The organism is Serratia proteamaculans (assembly GCF_013337185.1).
In the GTDB taxonomy this organism is placed as follows: Bacteria; Pseudomonadota; Gammaproteobacteria; order Enterobacterales; family Enterobacteriaceae; genus Serratia; species Serratia proteamaculans_D.
Window position 1 is genome coordinate 361,031 of the sequence record NZ_SWDE01000003.1, and the last position, 23,684, is coordinate 384,714.

Genomic DNA, 23,684 nt, shown 5'->3' on the forward strand with positions numbered 1-23,684 from the left:
TATGACGGCTCAGGTTAAGGGCGACAGCGAAGTATTGGTTCACTTCACGCTGAAACTGGAAGACGGAACGACGGCAGAATCCACTCGTGGCAACGGTAAACCGGCACTGTTTCGTCTGGGCGACGGCAGCCTGTCCGAGCCGCTGGAAGCGCAGTTACTCGGTCTGAGTGCGGGCGACAAGTGCACCTTTACCCTGCAACCGGAAGCGGCGTTCGGCGAAGAGAACCCGGACCTGGTCCAGTTCTTCTCACGCCGTGACTTCACGGAAACCGGCGTACCGGACGCGGGCACCATCATGTTGTTTACCGCTGTCAACGGCAGCGAAATGCCGGGCGTAGTGCGCGAAGTGGCGGAAGATTCGATTACCGTTGATTTCAACCATCCGCTGGCGGGCCATCCGGTCACCTTCGATATTGAAGTGCTGGAGATCGACCCGCAGCAGGAGGAGACGCATGCAAATATTGCTGGCTAACCCACGCGGCTTTTGTGCCGGGGTTGATCGTGCGATCAGTATCGTTGAACGCGCGTTGGAAATTTACGGTGCGCCTATCTACGTGCGTCACGAAGTGGTGCATAACCGCTACGTGGTGGACAGCCTGCGTGAGCGCGGGGCGGTGTTTATTGAGGAAATCACCGAAGTGCCGGACGGGTCGATTCTGATCTTCTCGGCGCACGGGGTTTCCCAGGCGGTAAGGGCAGAGGCCAAGGCGCGTGATTTAACCATGCTGTTTGACGCCACCTGCCCGCTGGTGACCAAGGTGCATATGGAGGTGGCGCGAGCCAGCCGCCGTGGCACCGAGGCTATCCTGATCGGTCACGCCGGCCACCCGGAAGTGGAAGGCACCATGGGCCAGTACAGCAACCCGAAGGGCGGCATGTACCTGGTGGAGTCACCGGACGACGTGTGGAAGCTGCAGGTGAAGGATGAAAGCAACCTGTGCTTTATGACGCAAACCACGCTGTCGGTGGACGACACTTCTGAGGTGATTGATGCCCTGCGCCAGCGTTTCCCGAGCATTATCGGGCCGCGCAAGGACGACATCTGCTACGCCACCACCAACCGTCAGGAAGCGGTACGCAACCTGGCCGGGGATGCGGACGTGGTGCTGGTGGTGGGGTCGAAAAACTCCTCCAACTCCAACCGCCTGGCAGAATTGGCGCAGCGTGTTGGCAAGCCGGCATACCTGATCGATTCCGCCGCTGACATTCAGGAAGTCTGGCTGAAGGACGCGCATAATATCGGCGTTACCGCAGGAGCTTCGGCCCCTGATGTGCTGGTACAGGATGTGATCAGCCGTCTGAAAGCGCTGGGCGGTGTCAACGTGCAGGAAGTCAGCGGACGTGAAGAGAACATCGTGTTCGAAGTACCGAAAGAGCTGCGGGTTGATATCAAACAGGTCGATTAATCAGCATCGGGCATAATAAGATAACGGGGAGCTTCGGCTCTCCGTTTTTTTTTAGGGCACGGTACCCGGCAATGCAATTATTAAAAATGAGTTTGAGGGATGACTGATTCAAATTTTCTGTTACTTAAAGTCAAATTTGTTCTGACAATTTGAATTAACGGCAGAGGGAATGATTATATAGACAGTGATAAAGTTATTAAGGTTAATATCATTAGGCTGCAATCTAAATAAACTCTGGTGCTGGTCAGCAATGGGCTGAAAGGTTAAATAACTAAATTAATTGGCGTTACAGATGTTTCTTATTTTATTAAGTTCGTAGCTGGTCTACGGAAGTTTGCTCTTTCTTCTGTAAATGAATTTTCATATGTTCAAGTAAACGACGAACCTTTACGGGTTGGCTGTCCCTGCGCGGCATAATGGCATAGCAACTAATATCCGGTAGCCGCCACTCTGGCAGTACCTCGACCAACTCACCCCGGTTCAATTCCTTTTCAACATTGACGAAGAAATTACGGATGATGCCTTTACCGGCCAGCGCCAATTCTTTCATCGCCATGCCGTTATTGGTAAATAAACGTCCGGTCATACGCAGCCGATGTTCGTCGCCATCAGGATGGAGCAGACGAACAAATTGTGGGTTCCCCAGGGGGGTAAAAGTGACCCATTGATGGTGCATCAACGCCTGCGGAGTTTCTGGCATACCGTGGTTGGCAAGGTAGGCTGGCGAGGCGCATAGCACTTCGCGAAAGCGCGCCAGACGGGTAGAGACATAGCTGGAGTCAGCCATCACGCCGCCACGGATCGCCAGATCAATACGCTGGTTTATCAGGTCGATCTTTTCATCATGAATTTCCAGCCTCAGCGTGATGCGCGGGTGCTCGTCAAGGAAGCTTTGCAGTGCCGGCACCAGGTAATGAGTGGCAAACTCCGTAGAGGTAGCGACGCGCAGTTCTCCGGCCAGTTCACCCCGTAGCGCGGCAATACGTTGTTGTCCGCGTTCGGCGGCATGGATCATCAATACGCAATCCTCATAAAAGCACAGCCCGGCCTCGGTCAGGCTCAGTGAACGGGTAGAACGCAGAAGTAATTGAATGCCCAGCTCGTTTTCCAACAGGCGGATATGTTGGCTAACGGCGGAGGTAGTAATGCCTAATTCTTTAGCTGCCGTGCTGAATGCGCCGCAATCGACAACTTTAGAAAAAATAGCCATGCGTTTTAGAATATTACTCATAGTTTGTTAAGTTCAACTTAACCAAGATTGTTAATTATAAGGGCTAATAATATAGCATTATCTCTTCTATATTGCCTGAAGCAGATAAATAGTGAGGTAAGTCCGATTTCCCTTTCGGCCTCTCTCTTTTTGATAAGTCTTATTGCGTTTGCAAATAAGTTGCCTGCGCCACATCTGAACAGGAGTTAATTGTGGATAGTGCTCGTATTGAACAAATATCGTTAAAAATCCTTCATGAGCTATTGCAATATCGTCGTCGATTTCCGGGGTTGGAAAGTTCAAACGCTGAAGAGGAACAGGTGGTTTCTCTGGTGCAATTACCGCGTATTCGGGCATTTATTGAAAACGAGCAGCGAATTGAATTTGTCCTGCCTGCCTTCCCGACAAAATCACCCAATACTAATAAGGTGATCGGTTCACTGCCAGATATGGCCGAACGACTATCATTGATATTTCTTAATTCTCTCTGTCAGCGCATTCAGCTTTATTACCCACCGGGTGCTCATATCATCATCTGCTCCGATGGTCACGTTTTCGGTGATTTGATCCGCGTCAGCGACGATGCGATCAACCATTATCAACATGAAATTGAAAACCTGTTGCACGAGGTGGGAGCGACTCACCTGAGCGTTTTCAATCTGGGTGACGTGGAAGGGTTGGCCGAGCATACCGGCGACTATGACCTGCTGCGTCAGTTGCTGGTTGACGGCTATGCTGAGCCGGAGGAAACGATCAAACACCGGTTGATGCAGGACGAGCAGGGGTTGCAGCTATATCGTGCGATCACCCGATTCCTGTATGAAGACAGCCAACTGCCGGGCTACAGCGGCTCCAATGCCGCGCTGCAGAAAGACGCCAAGCAGCGCGCCTGTGGCGTGATCCAGCGCAGCTGGGCCTGGGGCAATTTGCTGGCCCAGCATTTCCCGCTGGCAATACGTTTGTCGATTCACCCACAGCCCGCCGATAGCCTGAAAATGGGCATCCACATGATGCCGACCAAAGACGACTGGCTGACCCCCTGGCATGGCGTGGCAGCCAACGTTAACGGACAGTTTGTGCTGATGAAGCGCAAAGACGCACAGCAGTTGGCGGGCGAACTGGTGGCGATCCGCGGAACACCCAGCCATTACCTGGTCGAACAGCCACAGATGGCGTAATGCAGCACCTTGCGCCCGCCATTTTAACGGGCGTCTTTTAACGGCACGGTGGCCGTGTGAGCAGCAAATTCGATTCAAGGAGAGTGACCTATGGAAAATCAAACGCTGAACTGCCGCATTGAACTCAATACCCCTTTTGGCGCAGTGCTGACCCCGCAGTACCCTGGCCAACCTATTAGCGAACTGCCGGTGGCAACGCTGCGTTCACTGGCCCAGCAGCATCACCTGCTGGTGTTGCGCGGCTTCGACTCTGGTTTTACCGATCCGCAGCTGCTGACCCGCTATGCCGAAGGCTGGGGCGAGATCATGATGTGGCCGTTCGGGGCAGTGCTGGACGTGAAAGAACATCCGGATGCCAAAGATCATATTTTCGACAGCAGCTATGTGCCGCTGCACTGGGACGGCATGTACAAGCCGACCATCCCGGAATTCCAACTGTTCCATTGTGTAGCAGCCCCTTCGCAGGATGAGGGCGGCCGCACCACTTTTGTCGACACCACGTGCCTGCTGGCGAATGCCGATGAGTCGTTGTTGGCGCAGTGGCGGGAAGTGTCGATCTCTTATCGCATCAAGCAGGTGGTGCATTATGGTGGTGAAGTTTGTTCGCCATTGGTAGTGGATCATCCGAACGGCAACGGGCAGATCATGCGCTACAACGAGCCGCCGACCGAAGGCAAAAAGTTCCTTAACCAGCACGCGCTGGAATATCACGGGGTGCCACAAGAGCAGCAAGAGGCATTCCATCAGACCCTGCAACAGCATCTCTACGATCCTCGTCATTATTACGCCCATCAGTGGCAGCAGGGCGACGTGGTGATAGCGGACAACTTCTCGCTGTTGCACGGGCGCGAAGGCTTTACCGCGCGTTCTGCTCGCCATTTACAGCGGGTGCATATTCAGAGTAACCCGGTGTGCGCCAATCAGGCGCTGAAGCCGGCTAACGCAGAGGTTTAAACCCTATGGCAAGTATTCTGATGACCGCCGTGGCCACGCCCGGCCACGTTTATCCGATGCTGAGCATTGCCCGATACCTGATTGCACAAGGGCACCAGGTGCGGGTGATGACCGGTGCGCTGTTCCGTCAACGTGCTGAGGCGGCGGGTGCGCAGTTTATCGCCTTTGATGAGCGAGTGGATTTCGACTACCGCTATCTTGAGCAGCACTTTCCCGAACGGGCAGCGCTGCCGCCGGGCAATGCGCAGATGGCACTGGCGCTGAAAGACTTCTTCGCCGCTCCGATCCCGTTGTTGGATCAGCAGTTGCGAAGCGTGATGGCTGCCGAGACTCCTGACCTGTTGATGGTGGAAAACTGCTTTTATGGGGCGCTGCCGTTGTTGCAGAGAACGGATCGTCCACCGGTGGTCGGCATTGGGGTCACGCCGCTGTCGTATTCCTCTAGGGATTCGATCTTCTATGGGCCGCGTATCCCTCCGGCGTTGTTGCCACGAGAGCTGCGGCGTGAACAGTTGGTGGACGAAGACACCCGCGCGTTAATTGATGAGGTGCAACAGAGTTTTGATATTGCGATGGCACAATCTGGCGGCCAGCCGTTGCAGCAGCCCTTTACCGATGCGTTGATTGGCGGCTGCGATCGCTTTTTGCAACTGGCCACCCCGGCGCTGGAGTATCAGCGTGAAGATCTGCCGGACAGCGTGCGCTTTATCGGGCCGCTGCGCAGCGCGGTGGCGGCGGTTGAAGCCACCGATGAATGGGATGAGGCCGACCGGCGGCCGTTGGTGATTGTTTCGCAGGGCACGCTGGCGAACGTCGATCTGCACCAGCTGATTGTCCCGACGCTGAAGGCAATGGCTGAATTGCCGGTTCGGGTTTTAGCGACCACGGGGGGCCGCCCGATTGACGAGTTGTTGGCGCTGTTGCCCGCGAATGCCAGAGTGCGGGAGTTCATCTCTTTCGAACACTGGCTGCCGCAGGCGGAGCTGCTGATCACCAATGGTGGCTATGGCTCAATCAACTATGCCCTGGATCAGGGGATACCCTTGATTGTCGCCGGAACCGGTGAGGATAAACTCGAAGCCGCCGCAAGAGTGGTGGCAGCGGGCTGCGGCATTAGCCTGCATACCAGCACTCCGGATGAGGGGCAGTTGCGTCAGGCGGTGCAGCAAATTCTGGCGCAGCCGGCTTATCGGCAGCGTGCGGCGGTGGTGCAGGCCGATTACGCCCGTCATGATGCACTGACGGCAATTGCCGATGAGGTGGCCGTTTTGACCCATTGAATCCCCAGCTAAAAGCGGTTTTTCATGCAGGTTATACCGGTTAAAACTGCATGATTATGTAAATAAAGGCATGGGCACTTTTTAGGTTAATTGTTAACCCATTGACAGTATTGCTGATGAAATGCGGGAGATATCATAATTTTCTAATTATGAAATGAATCCTCTGGCGATGATAAGGTGGCACAGTTACCCTGAACCGATAGCCTAATGGGATAGGCGTCAAATCAACAAGAGAGCAAGTATGACTGATTCATTAATCCGCATAGCGGTTGCGGGTTCCGGCGGCCGTATGGGCCGTCAATTGATCCAGGCGGTACAGCAGGCACCGGGTGTGGTGCTGGGGGCAGCGATATCGCGGCCAGGTTCAAGTCTGATCGGTACCGATGCCGGTGAACTGGCGGGCGTTGGCGCGCTGGGTGTGACCGTTAGCGACAGTCTGGAAAAGGTGGTCGACGATTTCGATATTCTGATCGACTTCACCCGCCCGGAAAGCACCCTGGCCTATCTGGCATTCTGCGTCGAGCATAAAAAAGCCATGGTGATTGGTACGACCGGCTTTGATGACGCCGGTAAAGATGCCATCAAAACCGCCGGGCAGCAGATAGCTATCGTGTTCGCCGCCAATTTCAGCGTCGGCGTCAATCTGGTGCTGAAACTGTTGGAAAAAGCCGCTCAGGTGATGGGCGACTATACCGATATCGAGATTATTGAAGCGCACCACCGCCATAAAGTGGATGCCCCTTCGGGCACGGCGTTGGCTATGGGCGAGGCGATTGCCGGCGCACTGGGGCGCGATCTTAAAGAGTGCGCGGTGTATGCGCGTGAAGGTTATACCGGCGAGCGCGATCCGAAGAGCATTGGCTTTGCCACTGTTCGTGCCGGCGATATCGTCGGTGAGCATACCGCCATGTTTGCCGACATTGGCGAGCGGGTTGAGATTACCCATAAGGCCTCCAGCCGCATGACTTTTGCCAGCGGGGCGGTACGGGCGGCATCATGGGTACATAACCGTGATAAAGGCCTGTTTGATATGCGAGATGTGCTCAATCTTGACCAGTTATAATTGATTTTTATACCATCGTGATGTGGTTGTGTTGGTCTTAATGTTATGATTAATGGACAATAATATTATTGTCCTTTTTTTTAACATATAAAATGTGGATTTCACTATTGTTTATATGTGTGATTGGTATTTTTATGTATTTTCCTGTGTTTTTTAACCCGAATCCTCCGGTGGTGATGTTTTTTACCCTGGATTTGGTCTTCATAATTGCGCTTTTTTGTCATTCATCCCCGCAACCGTTTACTAGCCCGAGTTTAGCGGTGTTTTTATGGCTGCTAACCCTATTAAACGTTGAGAAGTGCAAAAATAAGAGAAAAAGTGGCGCTTTGGGTAGACAAGCGGAGCTCTCATCATTAGAATGCGCCCAATTTGCCAAAAATTGACCTTGAGGGCGGTTTTTGCATTGATTTAGATCGCGATATCTGAATTAATATGCAAATATTGTGATTGATTATTCCTTGGAGGGTGTTTTGATTAAGTCAGCGCTATTGGTTCTCGAAGACGGAACCCAATTCCACGGTCGGGCCATCGGGGCAGAGGGTACGGCAGTAGGAGAAGTGGTCTTCAATACGTCGATGACCGGTTATCAAGAAATCCTCACTGATCCTTCCTACTCCCGCCAGATCGTTACTCTTACTTATCCTCATATCGGCAATGTCGGCACCAATGCTGCTGACGAAGAATCCTCCGCAGTACACGCCCAAGGCCTCGTCATTCGCGACCTCCCACTGATTGCCAGCAACTACCGCAACGAAGAAGGCCTGTCTGACTACCTGAAGCGTCATAACATCGTGGCGATCGCCGATATTGATACCCGCAAGCTGACCCGTCTGCTGCGTGAGAAGGGTGCACAGAACGGCTGCATCATTGCTGCCGATACCCCGGATGCTGCCCTGGCCTTGGCCAAGGCCAAAGGTTTCCCGGGCCTGAAAGGCATGGATCTGGCGAAAGAAGTGACCACCCAGGAAGCTTACAGCTGGCAGCAAGGCAGCTGGACGCTTGAAGGCGAACTGCCGGAAGCCAAAGCGGCCTCCGAGCTGCCGTTCCACGTGGTGGCTTACGACTTCGGCGCCAAGCGCAACATCCTGCGCATGCTGGTGGATCGCGGCTGTCGCCTGACGGTAGTGCCGGCCCAGACCCCGGCAGATGAAGTGTTGAAAATGAATCCGGACGGCATTTTCCTGTCCAACGGCCCGGGCGACCCGGAGCCTTGTGATTACGCCATCACCGCCATCAAACAGTTCCTGGAAACCGACATTCCGGTGTTTGGCATCTGCCTCGGCCACCAGTTGCTGGCACTGGCCAGCGGCGCGAAAACCGTGAAGATGAAGCTCGGCCACCACGGCGGCAACCACCCGGTAAAAGACCTGGATAAAGACTGCGTCATGATCACTGCGCAGAACCATGGTTTTGCCGTGGACGAAAATAACCTGCCGGCGGAACTGCGCGTAACGCACAAATCCTTGTTTGACCATACGGTGCAGGGTATTCACCGCACCGACAAAGCGGCGTTCAGCTTCCAGGGCCACCCTGAAGCCAGCCCGGGCCCACACGATGCCGCGCCGCTGTTCGATCACTTTATCGAACTGATCGAGACTTACCGTTCTAACGCCAAATAATCAGGAGCAGTAAAAATGCCAAAACGTACAGACATAAAAAGCATCCTGATCCTCGGCGCTGGCCCGATTGTTATCGGCCAGGCGTGTGAGTTCGACTACTCGGGTGCTCAGGCGTGTAAAGCGCTGCGCGAAGAGGGTTACCGCGTTATTTTGGTGAACTCCAACCCGGCCACCATCATGACTGATCCGGAAATGGCGGATGCGACCTACATCGAGCCGATTCACTGGAAAGTGGTGCGCAAAATCATCGAAAAAGAGCGTCCGGATGCCGTGCTGCCGACCATGGGCGGCCAGACCGCACTGAACTGCGCGCTGGAGCTGGAACGTCAGGGCGTGCTGGCCGAATTTGGCGTAACCATGATTGGCGCCACCGCAGATGCGATCGATAAAGCCGAAGACCGTCGCCGTTTCGACGTGGCAATGAAGAAAATCGGCCTGGACACCGCGCGCTCCGGCATCGCGCACAATATGGAAGAAGCGCTGGCGGTTGCCGCTGACGTTGGCTTCCCGTGCATCATCCGTCCTTCCTTTACCATGGGCGGCAGCGGCGGCGGTATCGCCTATAACCGCGAAGAGTTCGAAGAGATCTGCGAACGCGGCCTGGATCTGTCACCGACCAAAGAGCTGCTGATTGACGAGTCGCTGATTGGCTGGAAAGAGTACGAGATGGAGGTGGTGCGCGATAAAAATGATAACTGCATCATCGTCTGCTCGATTGAAAACTTTGACGCCATGGGCATCCATACCGGTGACTCCATCACCGTGGCTCCGGCGCAGACCCTGACCGACAAAGAATACCAAATCATGCGTAACGCCTCGATGGCGGTGCTGCGTGAAATCGGTGTGGAAACCGGCGGCTCCAACGTGCAGTTCTCGGTTAACCCGAAAACCGGCCGCCTGATCGTTATCGAAATGAACCCGCGCGTGTCCCGTTCTTCTGCGCTGGCATCGAAAGCCACCGGCTTCCCGATTGCCAAAATCGCCGCCAAGCTGGCGGTGGGCTACACCCTCGACGAACTGATGAACGACATCACCGGTGGCCGCACGCCAGCCTCGTTTGAACCGTCCATCGACTACGTGGTAACCAAAATTCCTCGTTTCAACTTCGAGAAATTTGCCGGTGCCAATGACCGTCTGACTACCCAAATGAAATCCGTCGGCGAAGTGATGGCGATTGGTCGCACCCAGCAAGAGTCGCTGCAAAAAGCATTGCGCGGCCTGGAAGTGGGCGCTACCGGTTTTGACCCTAAAGTGAGCCTGGACGACCCGGAAGCGCTGACCAAAATCCGCCGTGAACTGAAAGATGCCGGCTCTGACCGCATCTGGTACATCGCCGACGCCTTCCGCGCCGGTCTGTCGGTGGACGGCGTATTCAACCTGACCAACGTCGACCGCTGGTTCCTGGTGCAGATTGAAGAGCTGGTCCGTCTGGAAGAACAGGTAGCCGAAACCGGCATCAACGGTCTGACGCAAGAGTTCCTGCGTACCCTGAAGCGTAAAGGCTTTGCCGATGCGCGTCTGGCCACCCTGGCCGGGGTTGCCGAAAGCGAAATCCGCAAACTGCGCCACGGTTATGGGTTGCACCCGGTTTACAAGCGTGTGGATACCTGCGCGGCGGAATTCGCCACCGACACCGCTTACATGTACTCCACCTATGAAGAAGAGTGCGAGTCCAATCCGACCAACGACCGTCCGAAAATCATGGTGCTGGGCGGCGGTCCGAACCGTATCGGCCAGGGCATTGAGTTCGACTACTGCTGCGTACACGCCTCGCTGGCGCTGCGCGAAGACGGTTACGAGACCATTATGGTCAACTGTAACCCGGAAACCGTGTCTACCGACTACGACACTTCCGACCGTTTGTACTTCGAGCCGGTCACGCTGGAAGACGTGTTGGAAATCGTGCGTATCGAGAAGCCGAAAGGCGTGATCGTACAGTACGGCGGCCAGACTCCGCTGAAGTTGGCGCGTGAGCTGGAAGCCGCAGGTGTGCCAATTATCGGGACCAGCCCGGATGCGATTGACCGCGCCGAAGACCGTGAGCGTTTCCAACAGGCGGTACATCGTCTTGGCCTGAAACAGCCGGCTAACGCCACCGTCGCTACCATCGAACAGGCGGTAGAAAAGGCCGCCGGTATCGGCTACCCGCTGGTGGTTCGTCCTTCCTACGTACTGGGCGGCCGCGCGATGGAGATCGTTTATGACGATATCGACCTGCGCCGTTACTTCCAGAACGCGGTTAGCGTTTCTAACGACGCGCCAGTGCTGCTGGACCGTTTCCTGGATGACGCGGTAGAAGTCGACGTCGACGCGATTTGCGACGGCGAGCGGGTGCTGATTGGCGGCATCATGGAACACATCGAACAGGCGGGCGTGCACTCCGGTGACTCCGCTTGCTCACTGCCGGCCTACACCCTGAGCAAAGAGATTCAGGACGTGATGCGTCAGCAGGTTGAGAAACTGGCGTTCGAGCTGCAGGTTCGTGGTCTGATGAACGTGCAGTTTGCGGTGAAGAACAACGAAGTCTACCTGATTGAGGTCAACCCACGTGCTGCGCGTACTGTGCCATTCGTCTCCAAGGCGACCGGTGTACAGCTGGCCAAGGTGGCAGCACGCGTGATGGCAGGCAAAACGCTGGCCGAGCAGGGCGTAACGGAAGAAGTTATCCCGCCTTACTACTCGGTGAAAGAAGTGGTGTTGCCGTTCAACAAGTTCCCGGGCGTCGATCCGATCTTAGGGCCGGAAATGCGCTCTACCGGGGAAGTGATGGGCGTTGGCCGCACCTTTGCGGAAGCCTTCTCCAAGGCGATGCTCGGCAGCCAGTCAGGCATGAAGAAACAGGGCCGTGCACTGCTGTCGGTGCGTGAAGGCGATAAAGCCAGGGTGGTGGATCTGGCGGCAAGCCTGCTGAAACAGGGCTTTGAACTGGATGCGACCCACGGGACCGCCGTGGTACTGGGCGAAGCGGGGATTAACCCACGCCTGGTCAACAAGGTGCATGAAGGCCGTCCGCACATTCAGGACCGTATCAAGAATGGCGAGTACACCTACATCGTTAACACCACGGCCGGTCGTCAGGCGATTGAGGATTCCAAGCTGATTCGCCGCAGTGCGCTGCAGTACAAGGTGCATTACGACACTACCCTGAACGGCGGCTTCGCCACCGCGATGGCGCTGAAGGCTGACCCGACCGAACAGGTGACCTCGGTGCAGGAGATGCACGCACGCATCGCCAAGTAATCCCGTATTGCCATAACATCAGGGCGCCGCAGTTAACTGCAGCGCCCTTTTTTTATCTCCTTCAGCCAATTTGTTGCCTCGCGTTAAAAATTTCCGCTATCAATCATTCAGCAAACTGTCACTCTGTGTGATTGGTATATGCTTGATATATTGGCAAGGAACGAAGGAACGACAACAACCATGATCCTGATAATTTACGCCCATCCTTATCCCCGGCATTCTCATGCCAACCATCGGCTGTTACAGGCGGTGAAGGACCTTCCCGAGGTGGAAGTCCGTTCGCTGTACGAGCTGTATCCCGATTTCAATATCGATATCAACGCCGAGCAGCAAGCGCTGGAGCGTGCCGATCTTGTGGTGCTGCAACATCCGATGCAGTGGTACAGCCAGCCGCCGTTGCTGAAACTGTGGATCGACAAGGTACTGGAACATGGCTGGGCTTACGGCCATGAAGGCGAAGCGCTGGTGGGCAAAGATGTCTTGTGGGCGGTAACCAGCGGCGGTGACGAGCACCATTTCGAACTGGGCGATTACCCCAACTTTGCCGCGCTGGGGCAACCGCTGCAGGCCACGGCGCTGTATTGTGGGATGAACTGGCAGCCCTATTTTGCCGTGCATAACACCTTTACCTGCAATGAACCGGCGCTGATTGCCGCCGGCGAGGCCTACCGGCGGCGGCTGGTGGACTACCTGATGGAACACAGTGAACCGGCGGAGCAGGGAGTCGAGCATGGATAATCACCATATGATGATTGAGGGGCTGATCTATCTGGGATCGGCCGCGCTGTTCGTGCCGATAGCGGTACGGCTTGGGTTGGGCTCGGTGCTGGGTTACCTGATCGCCGGCTGTATTATCGGCCCCTGGGGGTTGAAGCTGGTCTCCGATGCCGAGTCGATCCTCACCTTTGCCGAGATTGGCGTGGTGCTGATGCTGTTTATCATCGGGCTGGAGCTGGATCCGAAGCGGCTGTGGACACTGCGTGCTTCGGTGTTTGGCGGTGGTATTATCCAGATGGCCGCTTGTGGGCTGGCGCTCAGCGCCTTTTGTTATTTCCTTGGGCTGGATTGGAAGGTGGCGTTGCTGATTGGCCTGACGCTGGCGTTGTCCTCTACGGCGATAGCCATGCAGGCCATGAGCGAACGTAACCTGACGCCGTCACCGATTGGTCGCAGCGCCTTTGCCGCCCTGTTATTCCAGGATATTGCAGCGATCCCGCTGGTCGCGATGATCCCATTGATGGCCAGCAGCGGTGCCGTCACCACCTTGGCGACCTTTGCCCTGTCGGCGGCGAAGGTAGTGGGGGCCTTGGTCACGGTAGTGTTGCTCGGCCGCTATGTGACCCGGCCGCTGCTGCACTTTGTCGCCCGCTCCGGCATGCGTGAAGTCTTTAGCGCCGTGGCACTGTTCCTGGTGTTCGGTTTTGGCATCCTGCTGGAGATGGCCGGGCTGTCGATGGCGATGGGCGCCTTCCTTGCCGGGGTGATGCTGGCGAGTTCTGAATATCGCCATGCGTTGGAAAGTGATATTCAGCCGTTCAAGGGCCTGTTGCTCGGGCTGTTCTTTATCGGTGTTGGCATGTCGATCGACTTCGGCACCCTGTTCCACCATCCGTTGTTGATTGCCTCACTGCTGCTGGGCTTTATGCTGATCAAGGCGGCGCTGCTGTGGCTGATTGCTCCCTGGCTCGGCGTGCCGAAGCGTCAGCGCGGCATGTTCGCCATTTTGTTAGGTCAGGGCAGTGAGTTTGCCTTTGTGATCTTCGGGGCCGCCCAGCTGGCCGGGGTGTTGCCGCCGGAGTGGGCAAAATCCTTGACGCTGGCGGTAGCCTTGTCGATGGCGGTGACGCCGTTGTTGCTGGTGTTGGCGGCAAGGATTGAGAAAAACGCGCCGAAAGATGAACGACCGGCGGATGAAATTGATGATGAGAATGCCAGCGTCATCATTGCCGGCTTTGGTCGCTTTGGTCAAATTGCCGGCCGCTTGCTGTTGGCTAACGGTGTCCATACCGTGGTGTTGGATCACGACCCGGATCATATTGAAACGCTGCGCAAATTCGATGCCAAGGTGTTTTATGGTGATGCCACCCGCGCCGATCTGCTTGAGGCCGCAGGCGCCCAGCATGCCAAGGTATTGATCAACGCTATCGATGATGTCGAGGCCAATCTGCAATTGACCGAACTGGCCAAGCGGCACTTCCCGCACCTGAAGGTGGTGGCGCGAGCTCGTGACGTCGATCACTGGTATCAGTTGCGTCAATTAGGAGTGGAAAAACCGGAGCGTGAAACCTTTGAAAGCTCGTTGCGCGTTGGCCGTGAAACGCTGGAACTGTTGGGGCTGGATGCCTACGAGGCGCGCGAAAAAGCCGATACCTTCCGGCGCTACAACCTGAAAATGCTCGAGGAGACGGTGGATAATTACCAGGATACCGAATTCCGTCTGGCCAGTTTGCAACGCACCAAAGAGATGCTCAGTGCGGCTATCGAGCAGGATCAGAATCGGTTGGCACGGGTTCAGCAGAGCGGCTGGCGGGGCAGTATTGACGGCAAGGCCCCAGAGGATGAAGTGGTAGAAGCCAAGGGATAAACCCAGTGGGCGCAGTGTGATGCTGCGCCCCGCAAGGCAGAGTTAGCTCAGTGCGACCTTGATACCCAGGGCAATCAACATCCCGCCCAATAATTTATCAATTATCTTCTGGGTCTTTTCCAGCCCGCGACGTACCGGGCCACTTTGGATCAGGAACACCAGCGCTGGCCACCACAGGACAGACAGACCAAGGATAATCCCCGCGTACCACAGCTTTTCACCCAACCCAGAGTCGATCTGCAATACCTGAGTGAATACCGCCAGGAAGAACAGCGTGGCCTTCGGATTGAGCAGATTACACAGATAGCCCTGCACAAAGGCACTTCTCAGGCTCACCTGCTGCTGCGGTAAATTGCTGACGTTCATTTTGCCGCCACCGCGTGACAACAGCGCCTGAATACCAATCCAGACCAGATAGGCCGCACCGGCGTATTTCAGCACGTTGAACAGCCATGGCGTGGTGGTGATCACCACCGCCAGACCGGCAACGCAGTAAGACATATGGGTCGCGACGCCGCAGATAACGCCTAAAGCGGTCATCATGGCAGCCAACCGCGGATAGCGGGCGGCATTCTTGATCACCATGAAAAAATCCGGGCCGGGCGACAGCATCCCCAGGGTGGCAATACCGGCAACGAACAGCGAAGTTTCAAGCATGATTTGACTCTCTGCACAAAAGGCCTAATTGCGCTGATAATAACGCCGCTTCTCCTGATGCGCATCAACCAAATGAGGTAATGTTTGGCAATAAGATAAACTTTGTTTCTCTCAATCAGAGGCCCCCATGCAGCAGCCGACCACCACCGACCTGTCGCCGCCGCAGCGGCAACAGCGTGAAATCACCCGCCTGTGTATTCAATGCGCCTTGCTGTTGTTACAGCACGGGGCGGAAAGCATGGTGGTGGAGCAGTTGTCGACCCGGCTGGGGCTGGCGTTAGGCATGGACAGCGTGGAAAGTTCGATATCGGCCAACGCGGTGGTGTTGACCACCCTCAGTCACGGTGAATGCCTGACCACGACGCGCAAGAACGTCGATCGCGGCATCAATATGCAGATGGTGACCGAGGTGCAGCATATCGTTATTTTGGCGGAACACCGGCTGGCGGACGCACACGACGTGGCCCGCCGCCTGCAGAAAATTCGCCCGCTACGCTACCCACGCTGGCTGGTGGTGTTGATGGTGGCGCTGTCTTGCGGTTGCTTCAGCATGCTCAACGGTGGCGATCAAAAAGCCTTTGCCGTGACCTTTATCGCCAGCGGCCTGGCCATGTCGGTGCGCCAAATGCTGACCGCCCGTCACATGAATCCGCTGATCAATTTTTGCCTGACGGCGTTTGTCGCCACCTCGGTTTCCGGTCTGTTGCTACGGTTGCCGGTGTTCAGCCAAACCTCCACGGTGGCGATGGCTGCCAGCGTGTTGCTGCTGGTGCCGGGGTTCCCGCTGATTAACGCAGTGGCGGACATGTTCAAGGGCCACATCAATACCGGGCTGGCGCGGTGGGCGATGGCCAGCCTGCTGACGCTGGCGACCTGCATTGGCGTGGTAATGGCAATGTCGCTGTGGGATCTGCGGGGGTGGTCATGAATCTGCTTTGGGCTTTGCTGCAGGACATGCTGCTGGCGGCGGTACCGGCGCTGGGTTTTGCCATGGTATTCAACGTTCCGGTGCGCGCGCTGCGCTATTGTGCGCTACTTGGCGCAGTAGGCCACGGTTCACGCATGCTGCTGATGCACGCAGGAATGAACATCGAATGGGCCACGTTTTTGGCGGCGATTTTGATCGGCATGATCGGCATTTACTGGTCGCGCTGGCTGCTGGCACACCCGAAGGTGTTTACCGTGGCGGCGGTGATCCCGATGTTCCCGGGTATCTCGGCCTATACCGCGATGATCTCGGTGGTGGAAATCTCGCATCTGGGGTACAGCGAGGCGCTAATGGCCACCCTGATGAGCAACTTTCTCAAGGCCTGTTTTATCGTCGGCGCGTTATCGATCGGGCTGTCATTACCCGGACTGTGGCTGTACCGGAAACGCCCTGGCGTTTAAGCATGACCAGCCGGTAAAATTGATTATTAGATATACTGATAAGAGCTATCTTATATATTCATATTGCTTGATTAGCCTATCGACGGCAGTTGGGGCTTTACGTATAGTGTGAGCAATTTTGCTGCCTACACAGGGTTTAACAATGATTATCAGCCTGATCGCTGCCTTGGCGGCGGATCGCGTTATTGGCATGGAAAACGCCATGCCGTGGCACCTGCCGGCGGACTTAGCGTGGTTTAAACGTAACACGCTGAATAAACCGGTGATTATGGGCCGTAAAACTTTCGAGTCGATTGGTCGTCCGTTGCCGGGCCGCCATAACATCGTTTTAAGCAGCCGCGCCGGCACCGATGCCGGAGTGACCTGGGCCACGTCTATCGACGAAGCGCTGGCCGCTGCCGGGGATGTGGAAGAAGTGATGGTGATTGGCGGTGGGCGTATCTACAGCCAGTTCCTGGCGCGCGCCAATCGCATGTATCTGACGCATATCGATGCCGAAGTCGGTGGCGACGCCCATTTCCCGGACTATGAGCCGGATGAATGGGAAACTTCGTTCAGCGAGTTCCACGATGCTGACGAAGTGAATTCTCACAGCTATTGCTTCGAGATTTTAGAACACCGCTGATTGCTGGGTGTTAGTCAGACCTTCCTGAGGGCGCAAGAGATTGCGCCCTTTGTCGTTTCTGCGACAAACCTCCGCCGACTTCTGATTGTAACATTTTCGTCACACTTCCTGATTAGTATGAAGCCCAACTCTGAGCGCCCGGCAACTCTGGTGAATCTTGACTGCGGCGCCATTTAAAAAAGGAAGCAAAGCAATGACGAGCAAAATTGAGCAATTAGATGCCGACCGCCTGACCGATCCCACCCGTCGTAAACTGTTGCTGGGCAGTGCCGGAGCCGTAGGCCTGGCCGGTTTCCTCGGCGGCGGCATCTGGACGGTTTCCGCCGAAGCACTGGCCGAGGATTTACCGCCGAACAAGCTGCTGGGTTTCAAAGGCATTGCGGCCTCAACGGCCGATGAGGTGGTGATTGCACCGGGGTACCGCGCCGAGGTGCTGATCTCCTGGGGCGAGCCGCTGGTAGAGGGCGCAGCCGCTTTTGACCCGCAGGGCAACAACAGTGCCGCCGACCAGGAAAAGCAGTTCGGCGACAATAACGATGGCATGAGCTTCTTCCCGATTGATGACAATCACGGCGTGATGGCCATCAACAATGAATATGTTAACGAGCAGTATCTGTTTGCCCATGGCGGCAGCAAAGCCACCAGTCTGGAAGATGTGCGTAAATCTCAGGCCGCGCACGGTGTCTCCATTGTGGCAGTGAAGCGCGCCGGTGACAGCCAGCGATGGGAAGTAGAGCGTCCTTCGCGCTATAACCGCCGCATTACGGCCAACACCGAGATGCAGTTCCGCGGCCCGGCCGCCGGTCATGCATTGCTGCAAACGGCTGCCGACCCGACCGGGCGCAAGGTATTGGGCACCTTCGGCAACTGTGCCAACGGTAAAACCCCCTGGGGCACTTACCTGACCTGCGAAGAGAACTTCGATACCTATTTTGGCACCCATCAGGCCGACTATAAGACCACGGCGGAGCAAAAGCGCTATACGCTAAAAGTCAGCGAACCGGAACGCAACTGGCCGGATTACGACGAGCGTTTTGACGTGGCGAAGAACCCGAATGAATTTAACCGCCACGGCTGGATCGTCGAAATCGACCCAATGAATCCGACCTCGACGCCAATCAAACACACGGCGCTGGGCCGCTTCAAACATGAAAATGCCGCGGTAACCGTTGCCAAGGATGGTCGCCTGGTGGTTTACATGGGCGACGATGAGCGCGGCGAGCACATTTATAAATACGTTTCCAAAGGCGTGGTCGACGTGGCTAACCCGGCCAATAACCGTAGTCTGCTGGACGAAGGCACGCTGTATGTGGCGCAGTTTGACGGTGATGCTGCCGGCACACCGTTGAAAGGCACCGGGCGCTGGATTGCCCTGGAGTTCGGCAAAAATGGCCTGACGCCGGAAAACGGTTTCCGTGATGAGGCCGAAGTGCTGATCTTCGCCCGCAAGGCTGCGGCACAGGTGGGCGCCACCAAAATGGACCGTCCGGAATGGATTGCAGTCAACCCGCATGATGGTCGCGCCTACTGCACACTGACCAACAACAGCAAGCGCGGCGAAGAAGGTATGCCATTGAACGCGGCTAACCCGCGCCCGAACAATGTCTATGGCCAGATTATCCGTTGGGATGAGGGCGGCGATGCAACGGCAGCGTCATTCACCTGGGATATTTATGCGCTGTGTGGCAACCCGATCGCGCACCCGGAAGGGGTGAACCGCGGTACGCCAAATATCACGGCAGACAATACCTTTAACAGTCCGGACGGGCTGGGCTTTGATAAGACCGGGCGCCTGTGGATCCTCACCGACGGTAAATACAGTAACAAGGGCGACTATGCCGGGCAGGGGAACAACCAGATGCTGGTGGGCGATCCCCTCAGTGGCGAGATCCGCCGCTTTATGGTCGGGCCAAAGTCGTGCGAGCTGACCGGGATTACCTTTACGCCGGATTACAAGACGATGTTCGTCAACGTACAGCATCCGGGGGAAGAAGGTGACTCGCATTTCCCGAACAATAGTCCTCGTCCGCGCTCGTCAGTATTGATGATTACGCGTGAAGACGGTGGGGTGATCGGGGCTTAACCAGAAAATAGCGGGGCGGTGTTGACCGCCCCGGCTTGATTATGACGCTACCTGTTGGTGCACGCTGTCCAGCAGATCCCGGCGATTGGCCGGTTGGGTAAAGTACTGCTTATCTTCCCAGCGCAGCATGGTCAGGTCACCTCCCCAGCAACAGCCGGTATCGAGGCCAATAACGCCTGCCGGTGTGCCTCTGCCTTCCAGTGATGCCCAGTGACCAAAGATAATGGTGTAATCGGCATCGACCAATCGTGGCAATTCAAACCAGGGTTTCAGCGGCGCAGGCGCGGTGCCTGGTGCATCTTTGCAGATCATGTCGAGCTGGCCATTCGGGAAACAGTAACGCATGCGGGTCAGGGCATTGGTGCTGAAACGCAAGCGCGCCAGCCCACTCAGTTCCGGGCTCCAGTTGTTCGGCATATCGCCGTACATGGCATCCAGGAACAGCGGATAGCTGTCGCTGCTCAGAACCGCTTCCACTTCACGGGCACACAGTTGTGCGGTTTCAATGTCCCACTGCGGTGTGATACCGGCATGCGCCATCACCAGTTTGAGTTGTTCATCTACCTGCAATACCGGTTGGCGGCGCAGCCAGTTGATCAATTCGTCGGCGTCAGGGGCTTCGAGCAACGGGGTGATGCGGTCTTTGGGCTTGTTGCGGCTGATACCGGCGTAGACCGCCAGCAGGTGCAGGTCGTGGTTGCCCAGCACCATGCGCACCGCAGGGCCGAGTGAACGCACGTAGCGCAACACATCCAGCGAGCCGGGGCCGCGGGCGACCAAATCGCCGGTCAGCCACAGCTGGTCATGCTGAGGATCGAATGCCACCTGGGCCAATAGCGATTTCAGTTCATCAAAACAACCATGAACGTCGCCGATAAGATATGTCGACATAATTAGTGAATCAGCGTTGGGATAGCTAAGCGGAACACCGGAATAGCGGTCTGGAATGGCTGACCCTCATGATCAACCATTTCGTAATGGCCTTCCATGGTACCCAATGGCGTTTCAAGGATCGCGCCGCTGGTGTATTGGAATTCTCCACCGGGCGGGATGAGCGGCTGTTCGCCGACGACACCTTCGCCCTGTACTTCGGTCTGACGGCCATTGCTGTTGGTGATCAGCCAGTAGCGGCCCAGCAGTTGCACATTGAAACGCCCCAGGTTGCGAATGGTGATGGTATAAGCGAAGACGTAACGTTCTTCCTCAGGTATCGACTGTGATTCCACATAGACACTTTGTACCTGAATACATACGCGGGGCGAATCAATCATGACCTCTACTCCTTATTGCTGCGGCGCGGGATTGGCTGAAAGCCAGTTGGCCAGCTTACAGTATTGCGCCACAGAAATGTTCTCTGCTCTCAGTATCGGATCGATACCCAACTCCGTCAGCTGCTCTGGGGTGAACAGGTCGCCCAGGCTGTTGCGGACGGTTTTCCGGCGTTGGTTGAACGCCTGAGTGGTAATACGGCTCAGCATGCGCACGTCGCCCACCGGGTTCGGGTTCACCAGGTGTGGCACCAGACGCACCACGGCGGAATCCACTTTCGGCGCCGGGGTGAACGAAGTCGGTGGCACTTCCAGCACCGGAATAACGTTGCAGTAGTACTGCGCCATTACGGTCAAACGCCCATAGGCCTTGCTGTTCGGGCCGGCAACCAGGCGGTTAACCACTTCTTTCTGCAACATAAAGTGCATGTCGCGAATGGCCTGAGTATAGCTGAAAAGGTGGAACATCAGCGGCGTCGAAATGTTATACGGCAGGTTACCAAACACGCGCAGTGGCTGGCCAGCCTGCTCGGCCATTTCGGCAAAGTTCACCGTCATGGCATCTTGCTGGTGAATGGTCAGTTTGTCTTTCAGCTGCGGGTGGTTTGCCAGGCGGGCCGCCAGATCGCGGTCCAGTTCAATCACCGTCATGCGATCCATACGTGCGCCGACCGGCTCGGTCAATGCGCCCAGGCCGGGGCCGATTTCAACGACCGCCTCACCCGGCATCGGGTGAATAGCGGAGACAATGCTGTCGATGACAAACTGATCGGTTAAAAAGTTCTGTCCAAAGCGTTTGCGGGCAAAGTGCCCTTGGTGGACTTTATTATTCATTACAATTAATTATCATTTTAATGGCGAGATTCAAGGCCGTTTTAAAACTGCCTGCATCGGCGGTGCCGGTGCCGGCCAGTTCCAAAGCGGTACCGTGGTCGACCGAGGTACGGATAAAAGGCAAACCGAGGGTAATATTTACCGCCCGGCCGAACCCTTGGTATTTTAGCACCGGCAGACCCTGATCGTGATACATCGCCAGCACCGCATCGGCATGTTGCAGATATTTGGGCTGGAACAGGGTGTCTGCCGGTAGTGGGCCGATCAGATTGATGCCTTCAGCACGCAGCGCGTCGAGCGCCGGAATGATGGTATCTATCTCTTCGCGCCCCATATGGCCGCCTTCCCCGGCATGCGGGTTCAAGCCGCAGACATAGATCTGCGGTTGGGCGAGGCCAAATTTGGTTTTCAGGTCGTGGTCGAGAATGCGGATGACTTCATGCAGGCTTTGCCGGGTGATCGCGCCAGGCACCGCCAATAAAGGCAGGTGGGTGGTCGCCAGCGCCACGCGCAGCTCTTCGGTCGCCAACATCATCACCACGCGATCGCAACCGCTGCGATCGGCAAAGAATTCGGTATGGCCAATGAACGGCACGCCGGCGTCGTTGATCACGCCCTTGTTCACCGGGCCGGTGATCAGTGCGGCGAATTCACCGTTCAGACAACCGTCGCAGGCCCGCGCCAAAGTTTCTACCACATAGGCGCTGTTGCCTACGTTCAGCTCACCCGCGACTACCGGATAAGCGGTAGTGACCGGTAATACCGTCAAGGTACCCGCACGCTGCGGCTGAGCCGGCTGCTGTGGCTGATAGGTGCGCAGTTGCAGCGGCAGGTTCAATTGCCGGGCGCGTTCAAGCAACAAGGCCGGATCCGCGCACACCACCAGTTCAACAGGCCAATCCTGTTGCGCCAGCGCTGCCACCAAATCCGGCCCAACCCCGGCAGGCTCGCCGGGGGTGATTACGATACGATTATTGTTGTGCATTACCGTCAAGGATCTTCACGTAAGCCTGAGCACGTTGTTCCTGCATCCAGGTCTGCGCTTCTTCAGCAAACTTGCGGTTGAACAGCATGCGGTAAGCGCGATCTTTCTGCGCCGCATCGGTTTTGTCTACCTGACGCGTATCCAGCAACTGAATCAGGTGCCAGCCGAAGGAAGAGTGCACCGGTTGGCTGACTTCGCCTTTGCTCAGTTTCATCAACGCGTCGCGGAAGGCCGGATCGTAGATGTCTGGAGAAGCCCAGCCCAGATCGCCGCCCTGCAATGCAGAACCCGGATCCTGAGAAAGCTGTTTGGCTTCGTCAGCAAACTTGGCGCGGCCGCTCTTGATGGCTTCGGCCACCTCTTGCAACTTGGCACGTGCCTGATCGTCGGTCAGTACCACAGAAGGTTTCAGCAGAATGTGACGAGCGTGAACTTCGGTAACAGACACCGACTGGTTGGCACCACGGATATCATTCACTTTCAGGATGTGGAAGCCGACGCCGGAGCGGATTGGCCCAACCACGTCGCCTTTTTTGGCGTTAACCAGTCTTTCGGCGAACAGGGTCGGGATTTCCTGCAGCTTGCCCCAGCCCATGTTGCCGCCTTTCAGCGCCTGGGAGTCGGCAGAGTAGGAGATCGCCAGCTTGCCGAAGTCGGCGCCGCCGTTAATTTCACCCATCAGTTTTTTAGCCAGCGCTTCCGCGTCGTCTACCTGCGCCTGCGACGGGTTTTCCGGCAGCGGGATCAGGATGTGGCTGATGTTCATTTCGGTATCGCTGCCGTTCTGAGCGCCAACCTGAGCGGCCAGTGAGTCCACTTCCTGAGGCAGGATAGTGACGCGGCGGCGCACTTCATTGTTACGCACCTCAGAAATCAGCATTTCCTTGCGGATCTGCGAACGGTAGGTGTTGTAGTTCAGGCCTTCATACGCCAGACGGCTGCGCATCTGATCGATGCTCATTTTGTTCTGTGCGGCGATGTTGCCGATAGCTTTGTCCAGATCGGCGTCAGAAACGTTGATCCCCATTTTCTTGGCCATCTGCAGCTGGATGTTATCCATAATCAGACGTTCAAGGATCTGGTGACGAAGCGTTTTGTCATCCGGCAATTGCTGGCCGGCCTGCTGTGCATTGAGTTTCACCGACTGCAACAGGGTGCTTACGTCGCTCTCAAGGACCACGCCGTTATCCACGACGGCGGCGACTTTATCCACTTCTTGGGGTGCTGCGAACGCGGTATTGGCACAAACCACCAATCCGAGAATAAGCGTTCTCCAGTTCTTCATACATTTCCCATTATGTAATCCGCA

The 23,684-nt window shown here is 56.1% G+C and carries 21 protein-coding genes; 14 read left to right on the forward strand and 7 right to left on the reverse strand.

Translation table 11 applies throughout. The features are described 5' to 3' along the window. Position 1 precedes the first annotated feature (1 nt). The gene (fkpB, locus tag FCL49_RS15275; RefSeq protein ID WP_153858083.1) at positions 2–472 is read left to right on the forward strand and encodes an FKBP-type peptidyl-prolyl cis-trans isomerase; all 471 of its coding nucleotides are present in this window, start codon (positions 2–4) and stop codon (positions 470–472) included. Further along, complete coding sequence (ispH, locus tag FCL49_RS15280; RefSeq protein WP_174354229.1) at positions 453–1,406, forward strand: 4-hydroxy-3-methylbut-2-enyl diphosphate reductase; 954 nt, start codon at positions 453–455, stop codon at positions 1,404–1,406. The genes fkpB and ispH overlap by 20 nt, the downstream gene beginning before the upstream one ends. 307 nt (positions 1,407–1,713) lie before the next feature. Here the strand turns inward: ispH and FCL49_RS15285 are convergent, their stop codons facing one another. After that, a complete protein-coding gene (locus tag FCL49_RS15285; protein WP_174354230.1) occupies positions 1,714–2,637 on the reverse strand; it encodes a LysR family transcriptional regulator in 924 nt (307 codons plus the stop codon). A 191-nt stretch (positions 2,638–2,828) separates the two neighbouring features. Between FCL49_RS15285 and pvcA the strand changes: the two genes are divergently transcribed. The 8 genes from pvcA (at position 2,829) to kefC (ending at position 14,534) form a co-directional block, all read left to right on the forward strand. Then, positions 2,829–3,794 (forward strand): L-tyrosine isonitrile synthase, encoded by a 966-nt coding sequence (gene pvcA / locus FCL49_RS15290; protein ID WP_174354231.1) that lies wholly within the window; start codon positions 2,829–2,831, stop codon positions 3,792–3,794. Positions 3,795–3,884: 90 nt separating this feature from the next. Then, positions 3,885–4,748, forward strand: a complete 864-nt coding sequence (locus tag FCL49_RS15295) for a TauD/TfdA dioxygenase family protein (protein ID WP_174354232.1) — start codon at positions 3,885–3,887, stop codon at positions 4,746–4,748. A gap of 20 nt (positions 4,749–4,768) precedes the next feature. After that, complete coding sequence (locus tag FCL49_RS15300) at positions 4,769–6,028, forward strand: glycosyltransferase (protein WP_174354352.1); 1,260 nt, start codon at positions 4,769–4,771, stop codon at positions 6,026–6,028. Positions 6,029–6,269: 241 nt separating this feature from the next. Then, positions 6,270–7,091: a 4-hydroxy-tetrahydrodipicolinate reductase gene (gene dapB, locus FCL49_RS15305; protein WP_174354233.1), complete on the forward strand. Its 822-nt coding sequence runs from the start codon at positions 6,270–6,272 to the stop codon at positions 7,089–7,091. Between the two features lie 470 nt (positions 7,092–7,561). Beyond that, positions 7,562–8,710, forward strand: coding sequence for a glutamine-hydrolyzing carbamoyl-phosphate synthase small subunit (gene carA / locus FCL49_RS15310; RefSeq protein WP_174354234.1), 1,149 nt, complete (start codon positions 7,562–7,564; stop codon positions 8,708–8,710). 15 nt (positions 8,711–8,725) lie between these two features. Then, complete coding sequence (gene carB, locus FCL49_RS15315; protein ID WP_174354235.1) at positions 8,726–11,950, forward strand: carbamoyl-phosphate synthase large subunit; 3,225 nt, start codon at positions 8,726–8,728, stop codon at positions 11,948–11,950. Between the two features lie 180 nt (positions 11,951–12,130). Beyond that, positions 12,131–12,688 (forward strand): glutathione-regulated potassium-efflux system oxidoreductase KefF, encoded by a 558-nt coding sequence (kefF, locus tag FCL49_RS15320; protein ID WP_135315071.1) that lies wholly within the window; start codon positions 12,131–12,133, stop codon positions 12,686–12,688. Further along, positions 12,681–14,534: a glutathione-regulated potassium-efflux system protein KefC gene (gene kefC, locus FCL49_RS15325; RefSeq protein WP_174354236.1), complete on the forward strand. Its 1,854-nt coding sequence runs from the start codon at positions 12,681–12,683 to the stop codon at positions 14,532–14,534. The genes kefF and kefC overlap by 8 nt, the downstream gene beginning before the upstream one ends. A gap of 42 nt (positions 14,535–14,576) precedes the next feature. Here the strand turns inward: kefC and FCL49_RS15330 are convergent, their stop codons facing one another. Beyond that, the gene (locus FCL49_RS15330) at positions 14,577–15,191 is read right to left on the reverse strand and encodes a LysE family translocator (protein ID WP_174354237.1); all 615 of its coding nucleotides are present in this window, start codon (positions 15,189–15,191) and stop codon (positions 14,577–14,579) included. Positions 15,192–15,318: 127 nt separating this feature from the next. Between FCL49_RS15330 and FCL49_RS15335 the strand changes: the two genes are divergently transcribed. The 4 genes from FCL49_RS15335 to FCL49_RS15350 all read left to right on the forward strand — a co-directional run bounded on the left by FCL49_RS15335 (position 15,319) and on the right by FCL49_RS15350 (position 19,288). Further along, complete coding sequence (locus FCL49_RS15335; protein ID WP_174354238.1) at positions 15,319–16,119, forward strand: threonine/serine ThrE exporter family protein; 801 nt, start codon at positions 15,319–15,321, stop codon at positions 16,117–16,119. After that, positions 16,116–16,580, forward strand: coding sequence for a threonine/serine exporter (locus FCL49_RS15340; protein ID WP_174354239.1), 465 nt, complete (start codon positions 16,116–16,118; stop codon positions 16,578–16,580). The genes FCL49_RS15335 and FCL49_RS15340 overlap by 4 nt, the downstream gene beginning before the upstream one ends. A gap of 142 nt (positions 16,581–16,722) precedes the next feature. Further along, entirely contained in the window at positions 16,723–17,205 is a 483-nt protein-coding gene (folA, locus tag FCL49_RS15345; protein WP_012005171.1) for a type 3 dihydrofolate reductase, read from the forward strand. Positions 17,206–17,398: 193 nt separating this feature from the next. Then, on the forward strand, positions 17,399–19,288 hold the full coding sequence (locus tag FCL49_RS15350) for a PhoX family protein (protein WP_174354240.1): 1,890 nt from the start codon (positions 17,399–17,401) through the stop codon (positions 19,286–19,288). Positions 19,289–19,327: 39 nt separating this feature from the next. Here the strand turns inward: FCL49_RS15350 and apaH are convergent, their stop codons facing one another. The 5 genes from apaH to surA are packed head-to-tail and all read right to left on the reverse strand — an operon-like array spanning position 19,328 to position 23,660. Continuing rightward, positions 19,328–20,179 carry a bis(5'-nucleosyl)-tetraphosphatase (symmetrical) ApaH gene (gene apaH / locus FCL49_RS15355; RefSeq protein ID WP_174354241.1) on the reverse strand — a complete coding sequence of 284 codons (852 nt, stop codon included), beginning with the start codon at positions 20,177–20,179 and terminating at the stop codon, positions 19,328–19,330. A gap of 2 nt (positions 20,180–20,181) precedes the next feature. Continuing rightward, positions 20,182–20,559 (reverse strand): Co2+/Mg2+ efflux protein ApaG, encoded by a 378-nt coding sequence (gene apaG / locus FCL49_RS15360; protein WP_174354242.1) that lies wholly within the window; start codon positions 20,557–20,559, stop codon positions 20,182–20,184. 12 nt (positions 20,560–20,571) lie between these two features. Next, positions 20,572–21,390 carry a 16S rRNA (adenine(1518)-N(6)/adenine(1519)-N(6))-dimethyltransferase RsmA gene (rsmA, locus tag FCL49_RS15365; protein ID WP_012005175.1) on the reverse strand — a complete coding sequence of 273 codons (819 nt, stop codon included), beginning with the start codon at positions 21,388–21,390 and terminating at the stop codon, positions 20,572–20,574. Then, on the reverse strand, positions 21,383–22,375 hold the full coding sequence (gene pdxA / locus FCL49_RS15370; RefSeq protein WP_174354243.1) for a 4-hydroxythreonine-4-phosphate dehydrogenase PdxA: 993 nt from the start codon (positions 22,373–22,375) through the stop codon (positions 21,383–21,385). The genes rsmA and pdxA overlap by 8 nt, the downstream gene beginning before the upstream one ends. Further along, positions 22,362–23,660, reverse strand: a complete 1,299-nt coding sequence (gene surA, locus FCL49_RS15375; RefSeq protein ID WP_012005177.1) for a peptidylprolyl isomerase SurA — start codon at positions 23,658–23,660, stop codon at positions 22,362–22,364. The genes pdxA and surA overlap by 14 nt, the downstream gene beginning before the upstream one ends. Positions 23,661–23,684: the final 24 nt, after the last annotated feature.